25 protein-coding genes are annotated in these 23,965 nt (G+C 67.8%); 19 read left to right on the top strand and 6 right to left on the bottom strand.

Annotated elements, in window-relative coordinates; all coding sequences use genetic code 11:
* Positions 1–1,505, top strand: a 1,505-nt coding sequence (locus QOH60_RS13645; RefSeq protein ID WP_526421124.1) for a DEAD/DEAH box helicase, incomplete at its 5' end; no start/stop codon positions are given.
* 68 nt (positions 1,506–1,573) lie between these two features.
* Entirely contained in the window at positions 1,574–2,290 is a 717-nt protein-coding gene (locus QOH60_RS13640; RefSeq protein ID WP_526421122.1) for a DUF4333 domain-containing protein, read from the top strand.
* A 4-nt stretch (positions 2,291–2,294) separates the two neighbouring features.
* On the opposite strand, the gene QOH60_RS13635 is transcribed toward QOH60_RS13640, so the two are convergent.
* Entirely contained in the window at positions 2,295–3,254 is a 960-nt protein-coding gene (locus QOH60_RS13635; protein WP_526421120.1) for a 5'-3' exonuclease, read from the bottom strand.
* 43 nt (positions 3,255–3,297) lie between these two features.
* Between QOH60_RS13635 and QOH60_RS13630 the strand changes: the two genes are divergently transcribed.
* Positions 3,298–4,428, top strand: a complete 1,131-nt coding sequence (locus QOH60_RS13630) for a M24 family metallopeptidase (protein ID WP_526421118.1) — start codon at positions 3,298–3,300, stop codon at positions 4,426–4,428.
* Here the strand turns inward: QOH60_RS13630 and QOH60_RS13625 are convergent.
* On the bottom strand, positions 4,425–4,838 hold the full coding sequence (locus QOH60_RS13625; RefSeq protein ID WP_526421116.1) for a F420-dependent biliverdin reductase: 414 nt from the start codon (positions 4,836–4,838) through the stop codon (positions 4,425–4,427). The two genes, QOH60_RS13630 and QOH60_RS13625, sit on opposite strands and share 4 nt — an antisense overlap.
* Before the next feature lie 36 nt (positions 4,839–4,874).
* Here QOH60_RS13625 and QOH60_RS13620 point away from each other — a divergent pair, with 36 nt between their 5' ends.
* Genes QOH60_RS13620 through QOH60_RS13605 form a run of 4 tightly spaced genes read left to right on the top strand, consistent with a single transcriptional unit; the run spans position 4,875 to position 8,266 of the window.
* Positions 4,875–5,624: an SDR family NAD(P)-dependent oxidoreductase gene (locus tag QOH60_RS13620; protein ID WP_526421114.1), complete on the top strand. Its 750-nt coding sequence runs from the start codon at positions 4,875–4,877 to the stop codon at positions 5,622–5,624.
* The gene (gene cbiE / locus QOH60_RS13615) at positions 5,621–6,784 is read left to right on the top strand and encodes a precorrin-6y C5,15-methyltransferase (decarboxylating) subunit CbiE (protein ID WP_526421112.1); all 1,164 of its coding nucleotides are present in this window, start codon (positions 5,621–5,623) and stop codon (positions 6,782–6,784) included. The genes QOH60_RS13620 and cbiE overlap by 4 nt, the downstream gene beginning before the upstream one ends.
* Positions 6,781–7,536 (top strand): precorrin-4 C(11)-methyltransferase, encoded by a 756-nt coding sequence (gene cobM, locus QOH60_RS13610; protein ID WP_526421126.1) that lies wholly within the window; start codon positions 6,781–6,783, stop codon positions 7,534–7,536. Before cbiE ends, cobM begins: the two co-directional genes overlap by 4 nt.
* A gap of 13 nt (positions 7,537–7,549) precedes the next feature.
* Positions 7,550–8,266 (top strand): cobalt-precorrin-6A reductase, encoded by a 717-nt coding sequence (locus tag QOH60_RS13605; protein ID WP_526421110.1) that lies wholly within the window; start codon positions 7,550–7,552, stop codon positions 8,264–8,266.
* Positions 8,267–8,273: 7 nt separating this feature from the next.
* Here the strand turns inward: QOH60_RS13605 and QOH60_RS13600 are convergent, their stop codons facing one another.
* The 4 genes from QOH60_RS13600 to cobG are packed head-to-tail and all read right to left on the bottom strand — an operon-like array spanning position 8,274 to position 12,390.
* Complete coding sequence (locus QOH60_RS13600) at positions 8,274–9,149, bottom strand: DsbA family protein (RefSeq protein WP_526421108.1); 876 nt, start codon at positions 9,147–9,149, stop codon at positions 8,274–8,276.
* An 11-nt stretch (positions 9,150–9,160) separates the two neighbouring features.
* A complete protein-coding gene (locus QOH60_RS13595; protein WP_526421106.1) occupies positions 9,161–10,618 on the bottom strand; it encodes a precorrin-2 C(20)-methyltransferase in 1,458 nt (485 codons plus the stop codon).
* The gene (locus QOH60_RS13590) at positions 10,615–11,235 is read right to left on the bottom strand and encodes a precorrin-8X methylmutase (protein WP_526421104.1); all 621 of its coding nucleotides are present in this window, start codon (positions 11,233–11,235) and stop codon (positions 10,615–10,617) included. The genes QOH60_RS13595 and QOH60_RS13590 overlap by 4 nt, the downstream gene beginning before the upstream one ends.
* Before the next feature lie 9 nt (positions 11,236–11,244).
* Positions 11,245–12,390, bottom strand: a complete 1,146-nt coding sequence (gene cobG / locus QOH60_RS13585) for a precorrin-3B synthase (protein ID WP_526421102.1) — start codon at positions 12,388–12,390, stop codon at positions 11,245–11,247.
* A gap of 91 nt (positions 12,391–12,481) precedes the next feature.
* On the opposite strand from cobG, the gene QOH60_RS13580 reads away from it, so the two are divergent.
* The 12 genes from QOH60_RS13580 (at position 12,482) to QOH60_RS13525 (ending at position 23,798) form a co-directional block, all read left to right on the top strand.
* Positions 12,482–12,646 carry a hypothetical protein gene (locus tag QOH60_RS13580; protein WP_526421100.1) on the top strand — a complete coding sequence of 55 codons (165 nt, stop codon included), beginning with the start codon at positions 12,482–12,484 and terminating at the stop codon, positions 12,644–12,646.
* 61 nt (positions 12,647–12,707) lie between these two features.
* Positions 12,708–13,655 (top strand): DUF4129 domain-containing protein, encoded by a 948-nt coding sequence (locus QOH60_RS13575; protein WP_526421098.1) that lies wholly within the window; start codon positions 12,708–12,710, stop codon positions 13,653–13,655.
* A complete protein-coding gene (locus QOH60_RS13570) occupies positions 13,652–14,137 on the top strand; it encodes a hypothetical protein (protein ID WP_526421095.1) in 486 nt (161 codons plus the stop codon). The genes QOH60_RS13575 and QOH60_RS13570 overlap by 4 nt, the downstream gene beginning before the upstream one ends.
* Positions 14,134–15,096, top strand: coding sequence for an AAA family ATPase (locus QOH60_RS13565; protein ID WP_526421093.1), 963 nt, complete (start codon positions 14,134–14,136; stop codon positions 15,094–15,096). The genes QOH60_RS13570 and QOH60_RS13565 overlap by 4 nt, the downstream gene beginning before the upstream one ends.
* On the top strand, positions 15,093–16,370 hold the full coding sequence (locus tag QOH60_RS13560; protein WP_526421091.1) for a DUF58 domain-containing protein: 1,278 nt from the start codon (positions 15,093–15,095) through the stop codon (positions 16,368–16,370). The genes QOH60_RS13565 and QOH60_RS13560 overlap by 4 nt, the downstream gene beginning before the upstream one ends.
* Before the next feature lies 1 nt (position 16,371).
* Positions 16,372–16,842, top strand: coding sequence for a hypothetical protein (locus QOH60_RS13555; RefSeq protein WP_526421089.1), 471 nt, complete (start codon positions 16,372–16,374; stop codon positions 16,840–16,842).
* Entirely contained in the window at positions 16,830–17,453 is a 624-nt protein-coding gene (locus QOH60_RS13550; RefSeq protein WP_526421087.1) for an HD domain-containing protein, read from the top strand. Before QOH60_RS13555 ends, QOH60_RS13550 begins: the two co-directional genes overlap by 13 nt.
* A gap of 3 nt (positions 17,454–17,456) precedes the next feature.
* On the top strand, positions 17,457–17,909 hold the full coding sequence (locus QOH60_RS13545; RefSeq protein ID WP_526421085.1) for a PaaI family thioesterase: 453 nt from the start codon (positions 17,457–17,459) through the stop codon (positions 17,907–17,909).
* A gap of 35 nt (positions 17,910–17,944) precedes the next feature.
* Complete coding sequence (locus QOH60_RS13540; protein ID WP_526421083.1) at positions 17,945–19,411, top strand: HNH endonuclease signature motif containing protein; 1,467 nt, start codon at positions 17,945–17,947, stop codon at positions 19,409–19,411.
* A 27-nt stretch (positions 19,412–19,438) separates the two neighbouring features.
* Positions 19,439–23,005 (top strand): cobaltochelatase subunit CobN, encoded by a 3,567-nt coding sequence (gene cobN / locus QOH60_RS13535; protein WP_526421081.1) that lies wholly within the window; start codon positions 19,439–19,441, stop codon positions 23,003–23,005.
* A gap of 17 nt (positions 23,006–23,022) precedes the next feature.
* Complete coding sequence (locus tag QOH60_RS13530) at positions 23,023–23,403, top strand: PPOX class F420-dependent oxidoreductase (protein ID WP_526421079.1); 381 nt, start codon at positions 23,023–23,025, stop codon at positions 23,401–23,403.
* Complete coding sequence (locus QOH60_RS13525; protein WP_526421077.1) at positions 23,400–23,798, top strand: PPOX class F420-dependent oxidoreductase; 399 nt, start codon at positions 23,400–23,402, stop codon at positions 23,796–23,798. Before QOH60_RS13530 ends, QOH60_RS13525 begins: the two co-directional genes overlap by 4 nt.
* The last annotated feature ends 167 nt before the right edge of the window (positions 23,799–23,965 follow it).

Genomic DNA, 23,965 nt, shown 5'->3' with positions numbered 1-23,965 from the left:
CCGGTGAGTACACGCAGCTGACGGGCCGGGCGGGGCGCCGCGGCATCGACATCGAAGGCCACGCAGTGGTGCTGTGGACGCCGGACATCGATCCGGCCGAGGTCGCCGGGCTGGCCTCCACGCGTACATTCCCGCTGCGCAGCTCTTTCGTGCCGTCGTACAACATGACGATCAACCTGGTCCACCAGATGGGTCCCGAACTGGCGCATCAGCTGCTGGAGCGCTCGTTCGCCCAGTATCAGGCCGACCGGTCGGTGGTCGGGCTGGTCCGGGCGATCAGCCGCAACGAGCAGGCGATGAACGAGCTGGCGATCGAATTAGGTGACGAGGCCTTGCTCGAGTACGCGAGGCTGCGGGCAAAACTCTCCGGGCTGGAACGCGCGCAGTCGCGGTCGTCGCGGTTGCAACGCCGGCAAGCGGCCAAGGACGCGCTCGCGGCGCTGCGCCGCGGCGACATCATCTCGATCACGCACGGCCGACGCGGCGGCCTGGCCGTCGTGCTCGAACCCGACCGCGATTCCGACGAGCCGCGGCCTCTCGTGCTCAGCGAAAATCGTTGGGCGGGGCGGATTTCGTCTGCCGATTACGCCGACGCGCTGGCACCGCTGGGGTCGATGACGTTGCCAAAGCGTGTCGAGCACCGCCAGCCGCGCGTACGCCGCGACGTCGCGTCTGCTCTGCGAACGGCGGCGGCCGGGCTCAACGCCCCCGGCCGCGGCCGTCGAGACCACGAACCTGACGTCGACCCCGAGGTGCGGGCTCTGCGCGAGCAGATCCGAGCGCACCCCGTGCACGGCATTGCGGACCGCGAAACCCGGCTTCACGTCGCCGAACGGTATCTGCGGCTCGAGCGGGAGACAGATCAGCTGCGCGCAAAGGTCGCGGCGGCCACCAACTCATTGGCGCGCACCTTCGACCGGATCGTCGGGCTGCTCACAGAGCGCAAGTTCATCGCGAAGCAGTCCGACGGTGAATTGCGTGTCACCGACGACGGACGGCTGCTGGCCCGGATCTACTCGGAGAGCGACCTTTTGGTCGCCGAATGCCTGCGCGGGGACGTCTGGAGCGGGCTCGGCCCCGCCGAGCTCGCGGGCGTGGTGTCGGCGGTGGTCTACGAATCCCGTGGCGGCGACGGGCCGCCACAGAAGCCGGAGATTCCGACCGCGGCACTGCGGCGTGCGCTGGTGGCGACCCAACGACTGTCGGGCGCGTTGCGCGCCGACGAGCAACGGCATCGCCTCACCGCGACCCGCGAACCCGACGAGGGGTTCGTCACCGCTGTCTACCGCTGGGCCACCAGCGGTGACCTGGCCACGGCGCTTGCAGCGTCCGACGTCGGCACCGGGACTCCGCTGCCGGCGGGCGACTTCGTGCGCTGGTGCCGCCAGGTGCTCGACCTGCTCGACCAGATCCGCACCACGACGAGCGACCCAGCGCTGCGCAACTCCGCCAAACGCGCGATCGACGACGTCCGGCGCGGCGTCGTCGCAGTTGATGGCGGGTAAGGTGGGGCGAACGCTACGGTGGCAACCGCAGGTGGGGTAATCGCAGATCACAGCGAATGGAGACACGGATGACCGGACCGTCCGGACAGGATCCCAATCAGGCATGGTCATCGGGAGGCCAGCCGCCCACGGGTCCGGAGGAATCCTCCACCTGGCAGCAGCCGGCGTACCCGCAATCCGAGCCGTACGCGCCCGCCGAGCAGTACCCCGGCCCCGAGTTCCCAGCCACCGAGCAATACCCCGGCGCCGAGGCATACCCGGGCACCGCGCCGCAGCCTGAGGCCTATCCGGGCACCGCGCCGCAGCCTGAGGCCTATCCCGGCGCGGGCACGCCATACCCGTACGGGCAGCCAACGGGATATGACCCGTCAGGCGCGCAGTACCCGCTGCCAGGTGCCCCGTTCGGTGAGCCGCCTGCGGAAGCGCCGCCTCAGAAGGGCTCGAAGGGCAAAGTGGCGGTGCTGGCCGGCATCGGGGTGCTCGTCCTGGCACTGATTGCGGTGGGCGTCACCGGTTTCTGGAAGCCGGGCTATTTCGTCACGACGAAGCTCGACGTGGCCAAGGCACAGGAGGGCGTTGCGAAGATCCTGACCGACGATGTCAACGGTTACGGTCTCAAGGACGTCAAGGACGTCAAGTGCAACAGCGGACAGAACCCGACGGTGAAGAAGGACGGCACTTTCGAGTGTGACGCCACGATCGAGGGGCAGCACAGGAAGCTCACCGTCACGTTCCAGGACAACAGCGGCACCTACGAAGTCGGCCGTCCGAAGATCGTCTCGTAAGTAGTCACTTCCCTGGCAGGCCGTCCAGCGCTTTCTGCAGACGACCGATCGACGACGTGACACCATGGCGCTCGGCCAGGCCGGCGACCTTGCGCGGATGCGCGGCGGCCAGCGGCAGCGCGTCGGATTTCGTCGAGAGCTTCACGGGAGCGTCGGTGGCCACGAGTACTACGGGAGCTGCCGCGTCCAGATAGTCGCTGGCCGCGACGATCTTGGAGCGAAAAGCTTTGGACAACTTGGATTTCGGATTGCCGGCGGCCTCGCGGACGGCCTCCAGCGACCCGTACTGGCCGATCAGCGTCGTCGCCGACTTCTCGCCGATGCCGGGGACACCGGGTAGCCCGTCCGACGGATCGCCCCGCAGCACCGCGAGTTCGGCGTAGGCCGGTCCCGCGCGATCCAGGGGCACGCCGTAGCGTTCGGCCACTTCGGCCGGGCCAAACTTGGTCGCGTTGGACAGCCCGCGGCCGAGGTACAGCACCCGCACCGCAACGGGGTCGTCGGCCACGACTTGCAGCAGGTCGCGGTCTCCGCTGACGACGACCACCGGATCACGGCGTTCGCGCGCTGCCAACGTGCCGAGCACGTCGTCGGCTTCGTAGCCGCTGGCCCCCGCAACCGCGATGCCGAATGCGTCGAGCATCTCGAGGATCCACTCGACCTGCGGGGTCAGCTCGTCGGGTATTTCTTCGATGTCGGTCTCGCCGGCCGGCGCCGGCTCGGCCACGCGGTGCGCCTTGTACGACGGGATCAGATCCACCCGCCATTGCGGGCGCCAGTCCCAGTCGTCGCATACCACCAGCCGCCCCGGGCGTTCACGCGTAATGACCGTCGCCACGGCGTCAAGGAATCCGCGCAATGCGTTGACCGGCTTGCCGTCGGGGGAGGTGATCGACGACGGCACTCCGAAGAACGAGCGAAACCACATGCTGGCGCCGTCGAGCAGCACAAGGGGGGCGGGCATGTCGTCATCCTGCCATTCCGGCTGGGGCCGTTAGCCTGAGCGGGTGAGCCGATTCCCGTCTGAGGTCTACGCTCGCCGCTTGCACGAAGCCGGCAACGCCACGGCGGCGGCCAGGCTGGCCGGTCTCATCGTCACGCCGGGGTATGACCTGCGCTACCTCATCGGCTCGCGGGCGCAGACGTTCGAGCGGCTGACGGCGTTGGTCCTCCCGGTGGGCCGTGCCCCGACAATCGTGGTGCCGCGGTTGGAACTCGCGTCATTGAACGAATCGGCCGTCGGTGAGCTGGGTGTCACGGTGCGCGACTGGACGGACGGCGAGAACCCCTACAAGTTGGTGCTCGCCGCGTTGGGCCGGCCGCCGTTGACGGCTGCAGTGACGGATTCGATGCCGGCCCTGCACCTGTTGCCGCTGGCCGAGCTGCTGGGTGCCACGCCTGTGCTTGCGACGCCGGTGTTGCGGCAGCTGCGAATGATCAAGGACAACAGCGAGATGGACGCACTGCGCAAAGCGGGCGCGGCGATCGACCGAGTGCACGCGCGGGTGCCGGAGTTCCTCGTGCCCGGCCGTACCGAGGCTGACGTCGCCGCCGACATCGCCGAAGCGATTGTGGCAGAAGGTCATTCGGACGTAGCGTTCGTCATCGTCGGTTCGGGCCCGCACGGCGCGGATCCGCACCATGAATGCTCGGACCGAGCGTTGCAGGCCGGTGACATCGTGGTCGTCGACATCGGCGGCTCCTACGAGCCTGGCTACAACTCCGATTCCACCCGGACCTACAGCATCGGTGAGCCCGATTCCAAAGTGGCACAGCAGTATTCGGTGCTGCAGCGTGCGCAGCAGGCCGCCGTCGCCGCGGTGCGGCCCGGTGTCACGGCCGAACAGGTGGACGCGGTTGCCCGGGGTGTGCTTTCCCAGGCCGGGCTCGGTGAGTACTTCGTGCACCGCACCGGCCACGGCATCGGGCTGTCGGTGCACGAGGAGCCCTACATCGTCTCCGGCAACCGGATGCCGTTGAAGCAGGGCATGGCGTTCAGCGTGGAACCCGGCATCTACTTCGAGGGACGATGGGGTGCCCGCATCGAGGACATCGTGATCGTTACCCCGTACGGGGCCGAACCGGTCAATCACCGGCCGCACGAGCTGACAGTGGTGCCGATTCCTTCGGGCGCCTAGCCGGAACGGTCGAGCAGGTCCGACGAGCCGAGCACCCGTTCGATCTGCACTTCGATCACGACCCGCTTCGGGTTCTTCCGCGGGGTGCGGTAGCGCTGGGCGTAGCGGCGTTCTGCGTCGCGGACCGCGTCGGCGTCAGTGTTGACGCGCGATTGGCCCTCCAGCGAGAGCCACCGCGCCCCGTCGACCTGGCTGAGCACCGCCACGCCGCCGCGCTCGGCGTTGACCGCCTTCTGCGAGCCACCCGAGGTGATCACGCGGGCGATGTGGGTGGTCGGGTCGAACGTGAACCCGACGGCCACGACGTGCGGCGAGTTGTCGGCGCGCAACGTGGTCATCATCGCCAGATGTCGCTCGGTGAGGAACGCCAGCGCGTCGCTGCTCAGCCGCGTCGTCGAGGGATTCGCCATCGATGACCACGCTAGCGCAGGCGTTAGTCTCCACGGGTGGGCGACACAGGTAGCGGCCCGATCGTGGTCTTTGGCGGCCGCAGCGAGATCGGCATGGAGCTCGCTATGCGGCTGGCGCCGGGTGCGACGGTGCTGCTTGCGGCCCGTGACCCGCAGCGGCTCGGCGATCAGCGAGCTGTGCTTCTGGCCGCCGGCGCATCGGCTGTCCACGAGATCGCCTTCGACGCCGACGATGTGGCCGCACACGGCCCGCTGGTGGATTCTCTTGTGGCCGAGCACGGGCCGATCGGCACCGCGGTGCTGGCTTTCGGGATCCTCGGCGATCAAGGCCGCGCCGAGGCCGACGCCAGGCACGCCGTGCACATCGTGCACACCGATTACGTTGCGCAGGTGAGCCTGCTGACGCATCTGGCGCCGGCGATGCGGGCCGCCGGGCACGGCAGGTTGGTGGTGTTCTCGTCGGTGGCCGGCGCGCGGGTGCGTCGCGCCAACTACGTCTACGGATCGGCGAAGGCGGGATTGGACGGGTTCGCCAGCGGGCTGGGTGACGCGCTGCACGGCTCGGGTGTGCAGCTGCTGATCGTGCGGCCGGGCTTCGTGATCGGGCGGATGACGGAGGGGATGACGGCCGCGCCGTTCTCCAGCACGCCCGCGCAGGTCGCAGACGCGACGGCGCGCGCGTTGGCCAAGGGGCGCCGGGTCGTCTGGGTGCCGCGGATTCTGCTGCCGGTGGTGTTCGGGATGCGGCTGGCGCCGCAGTGGGTGTGGCGGAGAATGCCCAGATGATCACCGTCGTGGGCATTGGCGCCGACGGTTTCGCCGGTCTTTCGGACGAGGCTCGCGCGGAGCTGCGCAAGGCCCGCACGATCTACGGTTCGCGGCGGCAGCTGGATTTGCTTGACGACTCCGTGGGCGGGCAGCGCCACGAATGGTCCCGGCCTCTCATCGATGCGTTGCGCGCCTTGCCTGATGACGTGCACGTGCTCGCTAGCGGAGACCCGTTGCTGCACGGGGTCGGCGGCACGCTCGTCAGGCTGTTCGGGCCCGCGCGGGTGCGGGTGCTGCCGCATGTGTCGAGCGTGACGCTGGCGTGCGCCCGGTTGGGCTGGAGTGTGCAGGAGGTCGAGGTCATCAGCCTCGTGACCGCCCAGGCGCACACCGCGGTGCGTCGCGGCGGGCGCGCGGTGGTGCTTTCGCGCGACCATTCCACACCGGGCGCGCTGGCTCGCCTGCTTACCGAAACCGGTCGGGGCGCCTCGCGACTGTGTGTGCTCGAGCAGCTCGGCGGCCCGGGGGAGCGTCGCCGCGACGAGACCGCAGCGCAATGGGCGGCCGCACCGCCGACCGGTGTCGACGACCTGAATGTTGTGGCGGTGGAGTACCTTCCCGACGAGCGAGTGGTGGCCCTGCCGGACGACGCGTTCGACCATGACGGGCAGCTCACCAAGCAGAGCATCCGCGCGGTGACGCTGGCGGCGCTGGCGCCACGTCCTGGCAAGCTGTTGTGGGACGTCGGCGCGGGCGCAGGCAGCGTCGCCGTCGTCTGGGCGCTGGCCGCGCGTGGGTGCTCGGCCGTCGCGTTCGAGCGAGATGAGCGGCGCCGTGCACGAATCGCACACAACATGGTTACGTTCGGCGTGGCGATCGAGGTGCGAGGTGCCGCGCCCGACGCCTTCGACGGCGCCGCCGATCCAGCGGTCGTGTTCGTCGGGGGCGGCCTCACTCAGCCGGGGCTGCTGGAGGCATGCGTCGATCGGCTGCCGGTCAACGGTCGCCTCGTCGCGAATGCGGTCACGGCTGAATCGGAAGCTATTCTCGCGCAATGGTATTCGTCGATGGGCGGCGAACTGAGGAGGTTTCAGCACTACGCTGGCGAGCCGCTGGGCAAGCTCACCGGGTGGCGGCCCGCCATGCCGGTGACGCAATGGGCGGTGACGAAGCGATGACCGTCTACTTCATCGGTGCCGGGCCGGGCGCCCCCGATCTGATCACGGTGCGCGGCCAGCGATTGCTGCAGCGCTGCCGCGTCTGCCTCTACGCGGGATCGATCATGCCGAACGACCTGATTGCGCTGTGCCCAGACGACGCCCGCGTGATCGACACGGGGCCAATGACACTCGACCAGATCATCGGCGAGCTTGCCGCGGCAGACGCGGCAGGACATGACGTCGCCCGCCTGCACTCCGGAGACCCGTCGCTGTACAGCGCGCTCGCCGAGCAATGCCGTCGTCTCGACGGGCTGAGTATCGACTACGAGATCGTGCCTGGCGTACCGGCTTTCGCCGCGGCGGCCGCGGTGCTGCGCCGTGAGCTGACGGTCCCCGGTGTGGCGCAGACGGTCACGCTCACCAGGGTGGCGACGCTGTCGACGGCGATGCCGGAAGGGGAGGACCTCGCCACGCTCGCCCGCTCGGGCGGCACGCTGGTATTGCACCTGGCGGCGGCACAAATCGACGCCGTGGTGCCGGAGCTCTTTGCGGGCGGCTATCACGCCGAAACACCGTGTGCGGTGGTCGCATTCGCAACGTGGCCTCAGGAGAAGGTGCTGCATGGCACACTCGGCGACATCGCCGAGCAGATGAGCACCGCGGGGATCACCCGAACGGCGGTCATCGTGGTTGGTGACGTGCTCGCCGCCGACGGTTTCACCGATAGCTATCTGTACTCGGCGGCCAGGCCGCGACAAGCCGGTCATTGAAGCGGAGGCATTGATGAAGGTACTCGTGCTCGGAGGCAGCGCCGAAGCCCGTCAGCTTGCGGAACGCCTGCATCCCACCCACGACGTGGTGAGCTCCCTGGCCGGGCGGGTGCCGGATCCGGCTCTGCCCGCAGGCGAAGTGCGGGTCGGCGGGTTCGGCGGCGCCGAGCAGATGCGGCAGTGGCTCGTCGACAACGGCATCGAAGCGGTCGTCGATGCTACGCACCCGTTCGCCACCGTGATCACCAAACGGACAGCCGATCTGTGCGGCGACCTCGGGCTGCCCCATGTCGTGCTGGCGCGACCGGCGTGGGATTCCCGGGACGCCATCGCGGTGGCGTCGGCCAGCGCGGCCGCAGATGTCATTGACGACTTCGGGTATTCGCGGGTGTTCCTCACCAGCGGGCGCTCCACGATCGGCGCGTTCAAGCGTTCGCAGGCCTGGTATTTGGTGCGCGTGGTGATCGCACCCGACGCCGATGCGCTGCCTCTCAACTACACCCTGCTGACGTCGCGCGGGCCGTACCGCTATGACGACGAGGTGGCCTTGATGCGCAAGTACCGAACCCACGTGCTCGTCACCAAGAACAGCGGCGGCGACTACACCCGTGCGAAGCTGGATGCCGCTGCGGCCCTGTACATTCCGATCATCATGATCGACAGGCCAGCACTGCCGGCCGGAATCTCTTCGGTCGCAACCGTCGACGAGGCGGCGAGCTGGCTCGCCTGAACGGTGATCAACGCGTCGTCGGTGTCACGCCTGAGGGCAGGTCGCCTTCAATGCTCTTCACCCGAGTGATCAAGTCCTCCGGAGTCGACGTCATGGGCTGGAAAGGTTCGCCGTTGATGCGAACCGTCGGAACAGCATTGATGTTTTCCGCGTCCGCCAGACCCTTCACCATCGGGATGTAGCGGCCCGAGGTGATGCATGCACCGGCGTCGCCAGAGCCCGCCACTCTGGCGTCCTCGGTCAGCGCAGCGTCGTCGGGGAAGCTCGCCGCGGTCTCCGACGGCTGTCGCGCGAAGAGAAGGGCGTGGAACCTGCGAAACGCGTCGGCGGAATCGTCGGCGACGCAGTAGGCGGCCGCTGCCGACCGCGAAGAGTAGGTAGCAACGCGATCCAGAATGGTCACCATGTAGTAGTCGACGGCAACGGCGCCGGTATCGATCAGCGTGTCGATCGTCGGGCCGAACTTCTGCTCGAAGCTGCCGCACACCGGGCACAGGAAGTCCTCGTATACGGAGAGCAGGACTTTCGGCTGCGCTGAATCCGCACCCGTGACGAGACGAGGGGAAGCCACGCGAATTGCGTTGGGGCGATCCGACTTAGCGGAACTCGTGGAATTGCCGGCGGAGGATTTCGCATTGTCCGCGTCGGAATCGCGCAGTCCGAGCGTGACGACGACGGCGATGGCAGCGACCAGGGCAACGACACCCGTCGCCAACGCGATCACGGCGCCCCTGCTCATGCGGCGTCTGCCGGGCGGCACACCGTCGGCTATCCAGAACTGCCACCCTGCGGGCGCAGGAGGCCACGCCGGGTCGGGCGTCCACCCCTGCGGAGGTGCCCAGCTCGGTTCGATCGGCCAGCCGGGCGGCGGATTGAATCGCATCGGAGCCCTCCTCAGGACGGGTAACGCCGGGGCGTGAACACGGTGTTGTCGTACCACTGCGTCTGCGACGACCCGACGATGAGCAGGCATCGCATGTCGACGCTCGCGGGGTCGAGATCGGCCAGCCGCACCACGCGTACATCCTCGTCCGGGCCGGAAACGTCCTGGCCGATCACCACAGGCGTGCCTGGATCCCGTTCTGCCAGAAGCAGATCCCGCATCGCGGCGACCTGCCAGGTGCGGCTGCGCGACGCCGGGTTGTAGATGGCGAGCACCAGGTCCGCCTTCGCCGCCGCGGTCAACCGTGCGGCGATCACCTCCCACGGCTTGAGCCGGTCGGACAGGGACAGCACGGCGTAGTCGTGCCCGAGCGGTGCACCGACCCGGCTGGCCACCGCTTGGGCCGCCGTCATCGCCGGGATCACCCGGACCTGCACCCCCGGCCACTGTTTGGCCTCTTCGAGCACCGCCGTCGCCATCGCGAACACGCCAGGATCGCCCGACGACACGACCGCCACCGCGTGGCCCTGTTCGGCCAGCTGGCACGCCATCCGGGCGCGCGCCGGCTCGTCGGTGTTGTCGCTGGGATGTCGGCGTTGCCCATCGCGATTGGGCACCCGGTCCAAATACGGTCCGTAGCCGATCAAATCGGTGGCGGCATGCAATTCGCGGCGGCACTGCGGCGTCATCCACTCCAATGCGCCCGGACCCAGTCCCACGACGGCCACGCTGCCCGTCGATTCGCGACGTGGCCGGGTGCCGGGAACCAACGCCAGCGAGAAATACGGCACCGACGCCGCGTCGACGGCCGCGGCGGGCAGCACGCGCTCGCCGGGCATGCTGGCCCGCTCCACGTAGAACGCGTCGTCGAGGCGGCCCGCTAACGAAAGAGCTTCGCGCACAGCAGGATACGATCGGCCTAGCTTCAGCACGACGGCCGCGTCGGCGTCACAGAGGCGGGCGGCCAGCTCGGCGGGCGGCAGCGTCCCCGGCAGCACGGCCAGCACGTCGTCGCCCTCCACCAACGGCGTCGCGGTGGCCGCCGAGGCGGCGCTCACCGACGTCACACCCGGAATGATCACCGCGTCGAACCGTTCGGTCAGCCGCGTGTGCATGTGCATGTAGCTGCTGTAGAACAGCGGGTCGCCCTCCGCGAGCAGCGCGACGCTGCGGCCTGCGTCCAGATGGGCGGCGATTCGCGCGGCGCAGTCGGTGTAGAAATCCTCCATCGCCCCGGCGTAGCCGCCGGGATGGTCGACGGTCTCGGTGGTGACGGGGTAGACGAGGTGTTCCTCGACCTGGCCCGTCCGAAGATACGGTTCGGCGATGCCGCGCGCGATGCTACGTCCGTGCCGCGCACTGTGATACGCGACGACGTCGGCCTCGCCGATCACCCGCGCGGCCTTGACGGTGACGAGCTCGGGGTCACCCGGACCGAGCCCGACGCCCCACAGTGATCCTCGTGTCATTGCGGGCCGCCGGCAATCGCATTCACGGCGGCCGCGGCCATCGCGCTTCCGCCCCGCCGGCCGGTCACCAGCAGGTATGCGATGCCGCGCGGGCGGTCGATCAGCTCCTGCTTGGACTGTGCTGACCCCACGAAACCCACCGGCCCGCCGAGAATCGCCGCGGGTGGGGGTACGCCGTCGTCGAGGAGCTCCAGCAGCCGGAACAGCGCAGTGGGTGCGTTGCCGATCGCCATTACCGCGCCACCGATGCGGTCCGCCCACAACTCGACCGCTGCCGCGGACCGCGTGGTCTGCAGCCGGGCGGCGAGGTCAGCGGCACGCGCGTCGGCGACCAGCGAGACGACCTCGTTGCCGCCGCCGAGCCGGGTGACCCCCGCGGCCACCATCGACGAATCGCACAGCACCGGCGCCCCTGCGGCCAGCGCCTGACGCGTCCGTGCGACGACATCGTCGGTGTAGGCGACGTGGCCGGCCAGATCCACCTGACCGCAGGTGTGGATCAGGCGAACGACGACGTTCCCGACGTCCTCGGGGAATCCGGAAAGGTCGGCCTCATCGCGAATGGTCGCGAAGGACTGCCGGTAGATCTCGGCTGGGTCCCGGATGTAGTCGAGCACGCGCTTACCCTACGAGAATCCCCCCGAGTCGCTTCGCTCCTGCCCGCCGGACGAATTCTTGCGGCGGTAGCCCGCACCGGTGGCCACGAGCACCTCGTCGCCGGGCTGGGATCCGCACGCGCGTTCGCAACCGACATAGTGGCGGCGACCATCTGCCGCCTCGAGCAGTAGCGCGGCGTCGGCGCGCACGTCGGCTGCCGAATGCTCGCATCCAGGGCTGCCTGTGCACGCGCTCACGTCAAGCCACGGCGAGTTCTCGTCGAACACGAGGCCCAATGGAGCAAGCACCCGCAGTGACGTGTCGGCAGCACCCTCGTCGAGGTCGCAGATCAGCACGGACCGCCACGGCGTGATCACGATCGGCGCTGCAGTCGCAGCGAGGTATTCAGCGGTGCGCGCCTGAAGGAGTCCCAGCGGAACCGCCGCGCCCAGCGTGACGCGCCCGTCGTCCTGTGTGAGCCAGCCGACGGGCGGCCGGGTGATCGGCGCCCACATCGGGAGTGCGTCGGCGGATGCGGCCAGCTTCGCCAGTAGGGGACCCGTATCGTCCAATTCAGCTATCCGCCAAGCTTTTTCGCGCTGTTGTGCGAATCGCGCCGCTACCTCGACCACGGTCCTCGCCGCGTCTGCGAGGGGCATCCGGATACCGGTGTCACGCCCGGCCAACAGCAGCGCGGCGGAATCGCCGAAGACGTGCACGCCGACGTCAGCGGCCAGGCCGGACACGTCGCCGCGGCCGTCGTCGATGCCGAACCAGAACCGGGCAGGCAGCGTGGCGAGCAGTGGCTCGGCCTGGATTGCGGCATCGAGTTCGCCGACCAGCGGGCGGATGTCGCGGTGACCGCCGACCCGTCCGGACAGGGGCGAGGCGACGATGTTGCGCACGGTCTCGTGCGTCGGCGACGGCAGCAGCCCGGCAGCGGCCACCGCTTCGGCGACAGCGGGGGCATCGGAGACACCGCGGATCTGGACGTTTCCTCGTGAGGTGAGTTCCATCGCCGGTGAGCCCATATCGGTCGCGATGCCGGCAAGGGCCGCGAGCTCGTCTGCCGTGATCATCCCGCCGGGCAGCCGGATTCGCGCGAGCAGGCCGTCGGCTGCCTGGTGCAGCGTCAGGGCGCCCGGGCATCCGTCGTCCGCACGGGTCCTGGCCACGCTAAACACCGTACGGTGCGCCGGCTGTGATCGCCGCCACAGTGGCAGGGCAGGTGATCCATGCCGCACAAACAGGTCACACGCTGCGGTGATGGCTGTAGCGTCTGGTGCACTGGTACCGCCGGGTACCGCATCTGAACCGGAGGACTCCATGGTCACGTTCGTCATCTGCGCGGGTCTTGTGCTGCTCGTAGGAGTGGGTTTGCAGCCACGCCAGTCGTTGCAGGAAGACCTGCGAAACCACACCGTCCTCTAGCCGCGGTTGGTACGCGCATGTTGCCTGTTCACCCCAGGTGAGCGGCGTGCAACGATGAGTCATGGTGCCCGGTCTCCAAAGGGCAACACGACGAGTGGTCGCCCTGGGCGCGCTGCTAGCGCTCACCGGCGTCGCGCTGCGCGGATATCTGCCGGGGCATGATCGCGCGCCTGATCACCCTCACGGCAGCAACCCGGTAGCGGAGGTCGCGGTCCTCGCGCTGATCGGCGCCGCGATCGTCATCTTCACCATCGCGCTGGTCGCCACGCTGCGCGCGCCACGCTCTCCCCGTCCGACGTCCCAGCAGATCGACCGAAGGGACGGCCGCGACGGCACGAGACTGACGTGGCGAATGGCGTTGATACTCCTGGCCGTCCTGCTGACCTGGCTGATTGTCGTCGCGCTGCTGATGCAGGCGAGCACCGTCGTCGATTTCGGGCAGCGCCCGGCAGGCACGGATCCGAGCACCCCTGCGCCGACACCCACTGCACCGTCCCGACCACCGCCCCAGGACTCGCCGCAGCAGGAGAACAGGCCGTTCTTCTGGCTCCTGTTGACGGCGACGATCGTCATGATGCTGGTGTGGGCGGCCGGCCTGGTGCTCGCGCTGCGACGCCGGCAGCGCCCGGACACCACGCCGTCGCGACCGCGGGACGCCGCGGAGAACCCTCCACCCGGTCCGCAACCGCTCGAGGTCGCCGCCGAACGCGGGCTGGCCGCAATGGGCGACCTCAGCCGCGAGCCGCGCGAAGCGATCATCGCGTGCTACGCGGCGATGGAGGACGCATTGGTGGACGCACCGGGCGCAACGCCCCGGGACTCGGACACCCCGTCGGAGGTGCTGGCCAGGGCGGTGGAGCACCACGCGATTCATTCCGGAACTGCCACCGAGCTGGTGGATCTGTTCGCCGAGGCGCGCTTCAGCCCGCACGTGATGAACGAAGAGCATCGCGAAACCGCTGTCCGCGCACTAGAACTCGTTCTTGATGACTTGAGGAGCCCGGCATGAGCAAGCTCCTCATTCTCGGACTGGCACTCGTGGTGGCCGTAGAAGTGATCGCCCTCACGGCTGGGCAGCGCGACGTGGCGTTGTGGATGTCAGGTGCCGCCTTGGCAGTGGTGCTGCTGTCGGCCCGGCGGCTGCTCGGCCACGGCATCGCCGGCCAGACGGCCGAACCGCTCGCCGACGGGCCCGCGGAGTCGATCTCGCGGTGGATCTCACGAACACAGACCCTGATTCAATGGGCAGATGCCAGCCAGGCCGATTGGGATCGGCACCTGCGGCCAAGGCTGGCAAGGGAATTCATGACGGCCACCGGTGAGCGACAAGGTCGCGATCCCGCGGCGATGCAGGCCACCGGGCGGCTCGTGTTCGGTGACGATCACTGGCAGTGGGTCGACCCGTCGAATGTCTCCCGGGCCAGGGCCCGCGATCCTGCGCCCGGCCGGGCGGTGCTGTACACGATCTTGCAGAAACTGGAGAACATATGACGATGCCTGCCGCGACGACCACTGCTCACGCCGAGGCGGTGCTCGACGAGATCGAGCGGGCGGTGGTGGGAAAGCGCGCCGCGCTCACGTTGATCCTCACGACGGTGCTCGCCGGCGGCCACGTGCTAATCGAAGATCTGCCTGGGCTTGGCAAGACGCTGATCGCGCGGTCATTCGCTGCGGCCCTGGGACTGCAATTCACCCGGGTGCAGTTCACACCCGACCTGCTGCCGGCGGACCTTCTCGGCTCGACCATCTACGACATGCAGTCAGGGCGCTTCGAGTTCCGCCGGGGCCCCATCTTCGCTAACCTGCTGCTCGCCGACGAGATCAACAGGACCCCACCGAAGACACAGGCCGCACTGCTTGAGGCAATGGCAGAGCGCCAGGTCAGCATCGACGGCCAAACTCATCTGCTGCCTTCACCTTTCATCGTCCTGGCCACCGACAACCCGATCGAGTACGAAGGCACCTATCCGCTGCCAGAGGCACAGCTCGACCGCTTTGCGATCAAGCTGGAACTGAAGTACCTCTCGCCGGCCGACGAGTCCTCGATGCTGCGCCGGCGGCTGGAGCGCGGGTCTGCGCAGCCGACCGTCAACGAGGTGGTCGACGCGCACGATCTTCTCGCCATGCGTGAATCGGTGGAGCAGGTCACCGTTCACGACGACATCCTGAGTTACGTGGTGTCGCTGGCGAATGCGACTCGTAACCACCCGCAGGTCGCTGTTGGTGCCAGCCCGCGAGCGGAACTCGACCTGGTTCAGCTCGCCCGGGCGCGGGCGCTGCTGTGTGGCCGTGACTACGTCATACCCGAAGACGTCAAGTCCCTGGCTGTCCCCGCGATTGCGCACCGGATCAGCCTGCGCCCCGAGATGTGGGTGCGTAGCGTGCATGGTTCCGACGTCGTGGCGCAGGTGTTGCAGCGACTGCCGGTGCCACGGGCTCGGCAGACATGACCGACCCAGTTGCCGAAGAGACCGACGCTACCACTGTAGAAGCCGAATTCAGTTGGCGGCCATCGCCGTTGGCGTTAGCGCTGGTGACGTGTGCGATGGCCGCGTTCGCAGCTGCAGTCATATGGTCGCGCTGGCAACTGATCGCATTCGCGGCTCCGCTGGTGGGAGTGCTGGCCTCGATATCGTGGCAGCGCCCGGCGTCGAAGGTGCACGCACACGCGAAACCCGGCCTGATGCGCTGCTTCGAATCCGAGCAGGTGCAGGCATCGGTGTGGGTGAGCCCGGAATCCGCCGACATTGCAGTAACTTTCCAGCCCACTGTCCCGGCGGGAATGGAACTCGAGGTTGAAAAAGACAGCCCGGCGGAGACGAAAGAACTTGTCGCGCAGGCGCAGCGCTGGGGCAGGTACCCGGTCACCGTCCACCTGCGCGCGGTCACGTGCGGCGGCCTGCTCACGGGCACCGCCGAGGTTGAGGTTGCCGAGATCTTCGTATTCCCGGTGGCGCCTCCGCAAGCCACCGGGATCCCGCGCACCGAGTTGCCCGACCGGCTCGGCACGCATCTGACCCGCCACATCGGGCCCGGAGTCGAATACGCCGATATCCGGCAGTATCTGCCGGGCGATCAGCTGCGCACGGTCAACTGGGCGGTGAGTGCGCGTCGCGGCAGCCTTCACGTCACCGAGCGACTCACTGACCGAGCCGCCGACGTCGTCGTCGTGACGGACATGAGCGCGCAGGCTCCCGGCCCGGCCACTGAGGCCGCGGATCGCGTCGTTCGTGGCGCCACCCAGGTGGTGCAGACCGCACTGCGCCACGGCGACCGGGCCGGGATCGTCGGGCTGGGCGGCCGTCGTCCCCGATGGCTCGGCGCCGATATCGGCCGCCGCCAGTTCTACCGCGTGCTCGACGCGATCTTCGGCGCCGGCGGCCAATACGAGCTTCTCCCAGGCACATTGGCGCCCGGAGCCGCCGTTCCACCCGGTGCGATCGTTGTAGCGTTCTCGACCCTGCTCGACACCGAGTTCGCGCTGGCACTCATCGACCTGCGCAGGCGCGGACACACCGTCGTCGCGATCGACGTACTCCAGGGCGCGCCGTTCGCCGACCAGGACCCGGTCCTCACCCGGATGTGGGGCCTGCAGCGCTCGGCGATGTACCGGGACTTGGGCGTCGTCGGAATCGACGTCGTCGCGTGGCCGGAGAGCGTCACGCTGGAGCAGTCGATGCGACTCATTCCCGACCGGGTCAACCGTCCTGTTGGGCGGCGATGAGATGACGGCCTCGGGTCAACCTGCGCCGCTGGTGTTCTCGACGGGCTTCGGGCTGCTCATGGTGGCTGCCGCCGCGGTCAATGCTGACAGGCTCGGCCTCGCCTGCGCAGGGCTTGCCGTTCTCGCCATGCTGGTCGGCATCGGATATCGGTCGTGCGCAACGGTTTCCGTGGTGCTCGTCATTGTGGTGATTGTGATATCTGGGCCGCCGTTGTTGTTCAGCGCATTGGCAGGCTTGTCGGCGGCAGGCTACCTCGTGATCCGGCACGCCGCAGGGACCGGCATCGTCACGACCACCCGTCCGACCGTCGTCGCGATGGTCAGCTTCACGCTCGTGGGACTCGCGTGTGTCGTGGCGTCGGTTTCGCTGCCGTGGCTACCATTACTTGCGCCGCCGGCAGTCGTGGTGATGTTCGCTCTTGTCATGTTCCCGTTCTTGCGCACTCGGAAGGGTCAGGTGTGGAAGATCTGACGGCGGCTTGGGAGCAGCTGATCCGCCGCCACACCACAGACGCTGCGGCCACCAACACCGGCCGGGCGGTGCTCGAGAGCTGGGCGGAGCCTCACCGGCGGTATCACAGCATGGGACACCTGCGCGACGTGCTTTCTCGCGTCGAGCAGCTTGCCGACTTCGCGTCGGACCCGGATGCGGTTCGGTTGGCGGCCTGGTACCACGACGTCGTCTATCAAGGCCGCTCCGACGACGAGGAGCTCAGTGCGCAGCGCGCCGAAGACGACCTGGCGGCGCTGGGAATTGAGCCGACGCTGGTGGCCGAGGTTGGCCGGCTGGTGCGTTTGACGGTGACCCACCGGCCGGTGTCCGGCGACCGGAACGGCCAGGCGCTCTCCGACGCCGACCTTGGTGTGCTCGGGATCGAGCCGCAGCGTTACCGGGAGAACACGGCTGCGGTGCGGGCCGAGTACGCGCATGTGCCCGACGACGAATTCCGCGCTAGTCGAGCGCGTGTCATCGGTGATCTGTTGGCGAGCCCGCTGTTCTACACCCCGCTCGCCCGTAGCCAGTGGGAGTCGCAGGCCCGCGCGAATCTGACCGACGAGCTGGCCGGGCTGACGGAGGATTAGACGGTGGACGCGATATCGATCCAGGATCGGCTCTTTCCGGCCATGACCTGTTTCGGTTGTGGACCAGCGAACTCGCGAGGGCTCCGGCTCAAGAGCTACATCGGCGACGGGTGCGTCACCGCGACCTTTTCGCCGTGGCCCGAGCACGACAACGGAGTGGGCTTTCTCAACGGCGGCATCATCGCGACCGTGCTCGACTGCCACACTGCGGCGGGCGTTTTGAACGAGGCCGCGCTGCAGGGTTTTCAGGCTGCGCCGGGCGCTTTGCTTCCCTTCGTGACAGCCGGCATCGACGTCCGTTATCTGCGCCCGAGCCCGCTGGACAGTCCGGTTGAGCTTTCGGCCGTAATCGTCACGTCGAGCGAGGCCGAGATCATTTGCGATGCCGAGCTGCGATTCGACGGCAAGGTCCGTGCCTCTGGTCATGCGGTGTGGAAGCGCTGGCGAACTCGCTGATTCTGTTGTCGGACCGTTGTGGCATCATCGAATGTATGTTCGAAGATGATGGGTCTGCGCTGGTTGAGCGGATCGTATTGGCCTCACGCCAAGAGAACCAGGCCATCGCGCGCAAGTTCGTCGCAATCGGGGAGCTGTTCGAAATCCGTCGCGCCGAACACGGCGAGGAGAAGGATTGCGCGGTCGACACCTGGGCTGAGGTCAGTGGCGAGGTGTCGGCTGCGCTGCGCTGCAGTGCGGCGATGGCGAGCAGCTACATGCACTACGCCCGCACGATGCATGACCGGCTGCGACGAGTGGCCGCGGTGTTCGAGGCCGGTGACATCGACTTCGAGACGTTCGCGGCGATCGCCTATCGCACCGACCTGATCACAGAGCCCGAGTTGATCGCCAAAGCGGACCGCCAGCTCGCGCTCTACTCCCCCCGCTGGGGATCGCTGTCGCGCAGTCGCCGCGCCGCCAAGATCGACCGGGTCGTCCGCCGCGTCGACAAGGATGCGCTGCGCGTCAAGCGGGAGATCACCGATAACCGCAGCGTGGGGTTCTGGCTGGAAGGCGAAGGTGGCTTGACCCGGATGTCGGCCACGATGATGACGACCGACGCCAAGGTGCTCGAAGCCCGATTGGAGGCGATGGCGGCGACCGTGTGCGACGCCGATCCACGCCCCGAGGATGCCCGCCGGGTGGACGCGCTGGGTGCTCTGGGTGACTTGCAGCAACGACTGTCGTGCCAGTGCGGGCGGCCTGATTGTCCGGCGGGAGGGCGGATTCCGACTCCGGCGCAGGTGATCATTCACGTGGTGGCCGAACAGGCCACAGTGGACGGCCGCGGCGACACTCCCGGTGTTTCGGTTGCCGATGGTGAGCTGATTCCGGCCCAGGTAGTCGCCGAGTTGGCGAGAGAGGCGAAGCTGCGCCCGATTGTTCATCCGGCCGACGCGCCACCGGAACCCCGCTACACCCCGTCACGCGCGCTTGCCGACTTCGTCCGGGCCCGCGATCTGACCTGCCGCGCACCCGGGTGTGACCGTCCGGCGATCGAGTGCGACTTGGACCATACCGTCCCTTATCAGGACGGCGGCCTCACCCATGCGTCGAACATCAAGTGCTACTGCAGGTTTCATCATTTACTGAAGACGTTCTGGGGTTGGAAAGACGAACAGTTTACGGATGGCACGGTGATCTTCACGTTGCCGGGTGGGCAGCGCTATGTCACCCTGCCCGGCAGTGCGGTCCTGTTTCCCGAGTTGTGTGCCCCAACAGCCGAACTGGCCATACCGGACCCCAAACGCATGCAGCGGTGCGGGGATCGGAAAGCGATGATGCCTCGGCGCAAGACCACCCGTGCCCAGAACCGGGCCCGCTACGTCGAGACCGAACGCGCGCGCGGACGCACGATTCGCGAAGCCCGCCGAAAAGCACGCGGCGACGCGTTCGCCAAGCACTTTTCCGGTGCCGGGCCGCCACCCTCCGACGAGGACGACGACCCACCACCCTTCTAGTGAGACTCCGTGCGGTACGAATGACGGGTGCCCGAGCCGACGATCCTGCTGCTGTCGACCTCGGACACCGATCTGATCACTGCGCGCTCAAGCGGCGCTGCGTTTCGCTGGGCCAACCCTTCGCGCCTGCTCGTCGAGGACCTGCCGGAGCTATTGGCCGGCGCCGACATTGCGGTGGTGCGCATCCTGGGCGGATACCGTGCCTGGGAAGACGGCATTGATGCGGTAACCACCAGCGGCGTGCCGACGGTCGTGGTCAGCGGCGAGCAGACTCCCGACGCGCAGCTGATGGAACGGTCCACCGTCCCCGCCGGGATCGCGCTGCAGACACATCTCTACCTCGCGCACGGCGGCGTCGAGAACCTGCGCCAGTTGCACGCTTTCCTGTCCGACACCCTGCTGATGACCGGGTACGGCTTCCTTCCGCCCGCGCCGTCGCCGACCTGGGGGCTGCTGGACCGCCCCGCCCGATATACCGACGGCCCGACGATCGCGGTGCTCTACTACCGCGCGCAGCACCTCGCCGGCAACATCGCATACGTCCAAGCGCTGTGCGACGCGATCGAAAACCACGGCGGGCGAGCGCTTCCCGTGTATTGCGCATCCTTGCGTGCCGCCGAGCCGGAGCTCATCGAGCAATTGTGCACGGCGGAAGCCATGGTGGTGACCGTGTTGGCGGCGGGCGGGGCAACACCCGCTGCAGTGGCGGCGGGTGGTGACGACGACTCGTGGAATGTCGCGCACCTCGCCGCGCTCGACATCCCCATCCTCCAGGGGCTGTGCCTCACCAGCCCTCGCGCCACGTGGGAGGCCAACGACGACGGGATGTCACCGCTCGATGTCGCCACCCAGGTGGCGGTGCCGGAATTCGACGGGCGCATCATCACAGTCCCGTTCTCGTTCAAGGAGATTGACGACGACGGGCTGATTTCTTACGTACCGGATGCGGAGCGATGCGCGCGTGTCGCCGGCATCGCTCTGCGGCAGGCCCGGCTACGCCACGTCCAACCCGCCGAAAAGCGAGTCGCCCTCGTCTTCTCGGCATATCCGACCAAGCACGCGCGGATCGGCAACGCCGTCGGACTCGACACCCCGGCGAGCGCAATCGCACTGCTCGACGCACTGCGCGAGGCCGGATACGACCTCGGCGAGGTCCCCGGTCTCGACACCGGCGACGGCGACGCGCTGATGCACGCCCTGATCGAACGCGGCGGCCAGGATCCCGACTGGCTGACCGCAGACCAGTTGGCGGGCAACCCGATTCGTGTACCGGCGGGGGAGTACGGCGAGTGGTTCGCCACCCTTCCCGCCGCGCTCACCGATCGCGTGGAGCACCATTGGGGTCCGCCGCCCGGAAACTTGTTCGTCGACCGCACGACCGACCCCGACGGCGAAATCGTCATCGCCGCAATCCAGTCCGGCAACGTCGTGCTGATGGTCCAGCCACCTCGAGGCTTCGGAGATAACCCGGTCGCGATCTACCACGACCCCGATCTGCCACCCAGCCACCACTACCTCGCCGCCTACCACTGGCTGTACGCGACTTTCGGCGCACACGCCATCGTGCACCTCGGAAAGCACGGCAACCTGGAATGGCTGCCCGGCAAGACGCTAGGTATGTCCGCCGCCTGTGGACCGGATGCGGCACTGGGCGACCTGCCCTTGATCTACCCGTTCCTGGTCAACGACCCGGGCGAAGGCACGCAGGCCAAGCGCCGCGCACACGCCGTGCTCGTCGACCACCTCATTCCGCCGATGGCGCGCGCCGAAACCTACGGAGATATAGCGCGATTGGAGCAGTTGCTCGACGAGCACGCCACGATCGCGGCGCTGGATCCCGCCAAGCTGCCCGCCATCCGCCAGCAGATCTGGACGCTGATTCAGGCCGCGAAGATGGACCACGATCTCGGCTTGGACGAGCGCCCAGGTGAGGAACAGTTCGACGAACTGATACTGCACGTCGACGGCTGGCTCTGCGAGATCAAGGACGTCCAGATCCGCGACGGCCTGCACATCCTCGGTAGCGCGCCCGAGGGCGACCACCAACTCGACCTGGTGTTGGCGATACTGCGGGCGCGGCAGTTGTTTGCAGGCAGCCAATCGCTTCCGGGTCTGCGGGAGGCGCTCGGTCTCGACGAGAACGAAACCGACCGCGCCACCGTCGACGCCGCCGAAACCCGGGCGCGCGCCCTCGTGGCCGAGCTGCAGAAGACAGGCTGGGACACGGCGGCCGTCGACACACTGACCGACGACGCACAGATCGCAGCGATTCTTCGGTTCGCGGCCGCCGAGGTCGTCCCGCGCCTTGCCAAGACAAGCTGCGAGATCGACCAGGTTCTGCGGGCCTTGGACGGCCGCTTTATCGCAGCCGGGCCGTCGGGATCTCCACTGCGAGGTCTGGTCAACGTATTGCCCACCGGTCGTAATTTCTACTCGGTCGATCCCAAGGCCGTGCCGTCACGGCTGGCGTGGGAAACCGGTACGGCTCTTGCTGATTCGCTTCTCGCACGCTATCGCGATGACTACGGGCAATGGCCGCAGTCGGTGGGATTGTCCGTCTGGGGCACATCGGCAATGCGCACCGCCGGCGACGACATCGCCGAAGTTCTTGCGCTGCTGGGCATCCGGCCTCAGTGGGACGACGCGTCGCGGCGGGTGACCGGGCTAGAGCCGATCCCGCTGGACGAGCTGGGACGTCCGCGCATCGACGTCACTGTCCGGATCTCCGGCTTCTTCCGCGACGCGTTCCCGCACGTCGTCACGATGCTCGACGACGCCGTGCGCCTCGCAGCAGGTCTCGACGAGCCCGGCGAACACAACTACGTCCGCGCCCACACTCGAGCCGACGTCGTCGAGCACGGTGACGAGCGGCGCGCCACTACAAGGATTTTCGGCTCCAAGCCGGGCACGTACGGGGCGGGTCTGCTGCAGCTGATCGACAGCCGCGAATGGCGCAACGACGCCGACCTCGCGGAGGTGTACACGGCATGGGGCGGGTTCGCATATGGGCGCGGCCTTGACGGCGCCGCAGCGACCGACGACATGCGCCGGCAATACCGCCGAATCGCGGTGGCCGCCAAGAACACCGACACCCGTGAGCACGACATCGCCGACTCCGACGACTACTTCCAGTACCACGGCGGGATGGTGGCCACGGTCCGGTCGCTCACGGGTACCGACCCTGCGGCCTACATCGGCGATAACACCCGGCCCGACACCGTGCGCACCCGTAGCTTGTCCGAGGAGACCACCCGGGTCTTCCGCGCGCGAGTGGTCAACCCGCGGTGGATGGCGGCCATGCGCAGGCACGGCTACAAGGGCGCATTCGAGATGGCGGCCACCGTGGACTACCTGTTCGGATATGACGCCACCGCACACGTGATGGCCGACTGGATGTACGAGACGCTGACCGAGCAGTACCTGTTCGACGACGTCAACCGCAAGTTCATGGCCAAGTCCAATCCATGGGCGCTGCACGGAATGGCCGAGCGACTTCTCGAAGCGGTGAGCCGCGGCATGTGGGAGCAACCCGAAGCCGGCACCGTCGAGGCGCTCAAGCAGGTGCTGCTGGAGACCGAGGGTGAGCTGGAGTGACCGGCTAGCCTGAAGCAGTGCCGACATTCGAGGAGATCTCCCAAGCGCGCTACATCCTGCTGACGACATTCACGAAGGACGGCAGGCCCAAGCCGACGCCCATCTGGGCCGCACCCGACGGCAATCGACTACTCGTCATCACTGAAGGGGACTCGTGGAAGGTCAAGCGGATCCGCAACACCCCGCGGGTCACGCTCGCCGTCTGTGACATGAAAGGAAACCCCAAGAGCCAGCCGATCGAGGCCACCGCCGCGGTGCTGGACTCCTCGCAGACCGGGATGGTCTACGACGCGATTGGCAAGCAGTACGGGATCGTCGGGAAGGTGTTCAACCTGTTCAGCAAGACGCTGCGGGGAGGCATGCGGAAAAACGTCGGCCTCGAGCTGAAGGCCGCGTGATGCCGACGTTCGGCGAGGTGGCCGACAGCAAATACATCCTTCTGACCACCTTCACCAAGGACGGTAAGCCGAAGCCCGCGGCGGTGTGGGGCGTGCCTGAGGGCGATCGCCTCCTCGTGATCACCGACGACGGCTCGTGGAAGACCAAGCGGATTCGCAACACACCACGGGTGACGATCGCCAAATGCGGCGCCTTGGGCAAGCCTAAGAGCGAGCCGGTTGTGGCGACGGCTCGAATGTTGCCCGACTCGGAGACGCGAAAGGTCTATAACGCCGTACTCAGGCGCTATTGGAACCATGCCTGGTGGTTCTATCCGCATTCGTTGCTGCGCGGCGGCATCGACAAGGTCCACGCGGCCATCGAGATCACCGCACCCAGTACCGCACCCAGTTAGGAACCGTGGCGCGCCATGGCACGTTCAAGGGGCATGGTGTTCCGCTGGTTCCTGGTGTACGTCGTCGTCGAGATGGCGGCGATCGTCGCCCTGACATGGGCGGTCGGCCTGGGGTGGACGCTGCTCGTGCTGCTCGCGACGTTCGCCCTGGGAATCGCGCTGGCGGG

It is taken from the genome of Mycobacterium sp., assembly GCF_032159765.1.
Classification (GTDB): domain Bacteria; phylum Actinomycetota; class Actinomycetes; order Mycobacteriales; family Mycobacteriaceae; genus Mycobacterium.
The sequence above is the reverse complement of the archived record's forward strand: the minus strand, read 5'-3'. Positions and strand labels throughout refer to the sequence as shown.